Annotated in this window: 5 protein-coding genes; 2 read left to right on the top strand and 3 right to left on the bottom strand. The window is 66.7% G+C overall.

Annotated elements, in window-relative coordinates; translation table 11 throughout:
• Nucleotides 1–154: 154 nt before the first annotated feature.
• A complete protein-coding gene (locus tag ACIRRA_RS45615; protein ID WP_402782292.1) occupies nt 155–895 on the bottom strand; it encodes an alpha/beta fold hydrolase in 741 nt (246 codons plus the stop codon).
• A gap of 59 nt (nt 896–954) precedes the next feature.
• Nucleotides 955–1,590: a hypothetical protein gene (locus ACIRRA_RS45610; protein WP_402782289.1), complete on the bottom strand. Its 636-nt coding sequence runs from the start codon at nt 1,588–1,590 to the stop codon at nt 955–957.
• A 175-nt stretch (nt 1,591–1,765) separates the two neighbouring features.
• On the opposite strand from ACIRRA_RS45610, the gene ACIRRA_RS45605 reads away from it, so the two are divergent.
• A complete protein-coding gene (locus tag ACIRRA_RS45605; protein WP_402782286.1) occupies nt 1,766–2,167 on the top strand; it encodes a MarR family transcriptional regulator in 402 nt (133 codons plus the stop codon).
• A gap of 277 nt (nt 2,168–2,444) precedes the next feature.
• Here ACIRRA_RS45605 and ACIRRA_RS45600 read toward each other — a convergent pair whose 3' ends face one another.
• The gene (locus tag ACIRRA_RS45600) at nt 2,445–2,858 is read right to left on the bottom strand and encodes a MerR family transcriptional regulator (RefSeq protein WP_402782283.1); all 414 of its coding nucleotides are present in this window, start codon (nt 2,856–2,858) and stop codon (nt 2,445–2,447) included.
• A 114-nt stretch (nt 2,859–2,972) separates the two neighbouring features.
• On the opposite strand from ACIRRA_RS45600, the gene ACIRRA_RS45595 reads away from it, so the two are divergent.
• The gene (locus ACIRRA_RS45595; protein WP_402782280.1) at nt 2,973–3,635 is read left to right on the top strand and encodes a class II aldolase/adducin family protein; all 663 of its coding nucleotides are present in this window, start codon (nt 2,973–2,975) and stop codon (nt 3,633–3,635) included.
• Nucleotides 3,636–3,746 lie beyond the last annotated feature (111 nt).

Below are 3,746 nucleotides of genomic sequence, written 5' to 3'. Positions count from 1 at the left end.
ATAGATCCGCCGCGCCAGATCATGGCGGCCTTCCCCGAGATTGGCCTGGACCTTGCCTTCTCGGCGATACGGCTCGTCGTCGGCCAGGCGCAGGAGGATTGTCGCCTTGCTGAGGGCCCGCCGGGAGGACATTCCGCGGATGTTCGAAATGTTCTTAGCTGCCGGTGAGAATCGCGTGGAGGGTGTCGGCGACGCCGCGTGGGTGCATGGTCGGTGCGGTGTGGCCGCCGGGGAGTCGGGTGACTTCGACGTCGAGTAGTTCGGCCAGGGCGTGGGTGCATGCTGGGACCTGGCCGGTTGTGGTGGTCCCCACTGCGGGGATGATCGTGTCGGCCTGCTTCTGTAGTGCGAGGGTGTCGGGTTGATACTGCCGGACTGCGGGAGCGTCGTGGGTAAGGAAGAAGTTCAGGTTCGCAACCCGTTCGGGTCCGGGCCGGACGGGTTCGATGCCCGGCTCGTGGTCGGTGGGATCGATCTGGATCAATCGCGCGAACTGTCCCGTGGCGGCGGCGATGCCGTGATCGCGGTGGGCTTGCTCGATGGCGCTTTGGGCCTGGCGCAGTTCGGTCCGTGCCGGCTCAGGTAGCAGGGCTGCCAGTGGTGGTTCGTGGACAACGGTCCGTTGCACCACGTCGGGGTGGCGGGTGGTCAGTTCGAGGGCGATCACTGCGCCGATACTGCTGCCGAACACGAACGCGGGGGTATCGGTCACCGCGGCCAGGACTGCGGCCGCGTCGTCGGCGTGCGTTGCCACCGTCGGAGCCGCTCCCGTGCAGGTGCTACGGGACAATCCGCGCCGGTCGTAGGTGACGACGCTGAAGTGTGGTTCGAGATGCCCGGCGAGCTGGTCGTAGGTGTCGGCATCACCGTCACCGCCCGGGAGCAGCAGAAGCACGGGTCCGTTTCCGCGGGTCCGGTAGTGGATCGTGCCTCCGGCAACGTCGATCGACGCGTTCAGCACAGGCCTCCGGATTCGTGGCCGACACCCATCGGGGCGGCGGTGGTTTCGCTAGGGAAGTCGAAGGTGAGGGCGTCGGTGTCGGACAGAGTCATCCACTGCCGGTGGAGCGTGACGAGCCGGGATCGGACCGCGTCGATGAGTTCGGGAGAGCGTCCGGGAAACAGTGTTCGGATGCGTTCGATCTCCTCGGGCCGCAGCGGGGGCACGGGTGCGTCGGCGGCGAGGGTGACCACGGCGAGGACGCCGACCTGCTCGGTGCGCAGGCCGAAGGTGCCCAGGATGGCGACTGCTTCCTCGCATCGCTGGAGTTCGGAGAAGTCGATGCCGGGCTGATCCCGCAACGGTGAGTCCTCGTAGAGGAGTTCGGCGTGGTCGTCGACGATGCGGACCTCGACACCGCGGCACACCAAACCCCAGAACCCGTCCGAAATCGCCAGGGCGTCCTCGACGATCAGGTGGCACAGGTCGTGCGGCAGGCGTGACCGATGACCGGGCAGGCTCCAACTCGATGGGGCGTGTCCACGGCGTTCGACATCGATCCGCTCACTGTTTTCCGGACCTCGGCTGAACCGTGCCACACACGGTGTCGGTGGCGAGAGGACATCGTTCATGGGCTTCGTTGTGTTCATCGCATGCCTTTCACTTTGACGCCCGCGACGTTGCAGCACACCGTGGGTCGGTGATGCCGTCCGAGCACACCCACCCTAACTGATCAAATTTGATGCATCAAGATCGATGCATCAAATTTGGTGTAAATTGAGGGGTGTGGACGGAATGGAACTGTTTCTGCTCGGGCGACGGCTGATGAAGATCGGCGAGAGCGCCTTGCCGCCGACCGGCTTTCAGCAGATGCCCGCCAGCATGCGTTCGGTGATGATCGACATCTTCGAGAATCCCGATACCGCGATCCGGGAGATCGTCGGTCGCACCGGTTTCCTGCAGAGTCATGTGTCCGCATCGGTCGCGAAGTTGCGGGAGGCCGGCGTGGTGGACGTCATGGCCGATCCGTCGGACCGCCGGCGCACGCTGGTCCGCCGCACGGAGCGCATCACCGGCATCGCCGAGGCGGTCCGGTCCAACGCCCCGATCGACGAGGCGATCGCGGATACGATCCACAGCGACGACCCGAACCGGATCAAAGCGGTCACCGACGCCCTCGACACCCTCGCCTTTCTGCTGAAACAAACGCCGCTCGACGCGAAATGAGGCCCGCCACCGGGGTTCGTGACATGGATGGACGAGCCCGCAGATGGTGGCTCGCTCCAGATCGGCTGCCACTGGGCGAGCGCGGTACTCGCGGGCCGCTGCTATCTCCGATCACACAGCACCGTCAAAGCCCATAGCCCGTGATAACGACTCGTTATCTGCGGTATCTGTGGTGTCGACCTGGGAAAACGTCGTGCCACCAGGCCGCTGACTCCGCGAATTATCTGCGGTAGCGGCGGAACACCCGGCCCTACCGTGACTTTCGACCAGGTGGACCTTATGGGCCAACATCCCGGGGGGACTGGGTCGGGTCGTTGGGCGGTGACTGCCAGGTCGCCATCTGCGCCCGGAACGTCGCGCACGTCACGATGTCGGGCTTGCTGCATTGGACGGCGTGGGCCAGGAGTTCATGGGCATGCTGAAGGTCGACGATGCGGCGCTCGATCTCGACGAGCTTGGCGGCCAGCATCGCCTTGCGCCGCTGCCGGTCCTGCTGGAACTCGCGAATCTCGTCCAGGCTGAGCCCGGCTGTTTGGCACTTGCGCAACAGCACGATCCGGTCCGCGGCCTCGGCCGGATAGCGTCGCTGCCCACCGCGCCGCTCGGGTTCGGGCAAGAGCCCGTGCCGCTCCCAATATCGGATCGCCGACGCCGGGACTCCGGTGCTCGCGGCGAGCCGACCGATGGTCATCACTGCGGTTCCTCCTCGTCCGACACGACGCTTGACTTAAACCCAAGTTTAAGGCGCACGGTGGTCTTCACCGGCGGCAACCGGCCGCCGACAACCGAATCGAAAGGTCTGATCATGACGGGAACACCGGCAACGACACCCCAGGCCCAGCAGATCGCCGAGACCGCCGCGCAGCTGTTCGTGGCCGGGGTGATGTCGCACTCCGGGCACGCCAACATCAGCGCGCGGATGGACGACGACCGCTTCGCCATGACCCCGGGCTTCATCCGCGATCTGCGGCCCGAACAGGTCGCGATCGTCCATCAGGACGGTCGCGTCCTCGAGGGAAAGCTGCGGTCCTCCAGCGCCGAGATCATCACCATGCACGGCATCGTCTATCGCAAGCGCCCCGAGGTGGGGGCGGTCATCCACACGCACTCGCCCGCCTCGACCGCCTTCGCCGTGGCCAACCGGCCGCTGCCGTGCCGCACCGAGCCGATGCTGCGTTTCGGCCAGGCCGAGGACGTGCCGGTCGTCGCGTGGGGGCCGCGCGGGTCGGACGTGTCGGTCCGCAGCATCGCGCAGATCCTCGACGAACGCCCGACCACGCAGGCCGTGCTGCTGGCCAACCACGGCCTGATGGTCTTCGGCCCGGACCCGACCTCGGCCGCCGAGCTGGTGTACGCGATCGAGGAAAGCGCCGAAGCGGAAATCGCCGCGCACGCCCTCGGCGGGGCCGTGGACTTCCCCGCGGGCGCCCTCGAGGCCGTCCGCGCGTCGATGGCCCGGGTGTCATGAGCGACACCGCATCCCGCGCCGAAGCGATCCGCGACCGCTACCGCTCGACCCTCGGCACCATCCCCCGCGGCGCCGAGGACCGCCTGCGTCTGGCCGAACAACACAATCGGC

It is taken from the genome of Nocardia sp. NPDC101769 (assembly GCF_044766925.1).
Classification (GTDB): domain Bacteria; phylum Actinomycetota; class Actinomycetes; order Mycobacteriales; family Mycobacteriaceae; genus Nocardia.
Note: the sequence above shows the minus strand (reverse complement) of the source record. Positions and strands in the feature narration are given on the sequence as shown.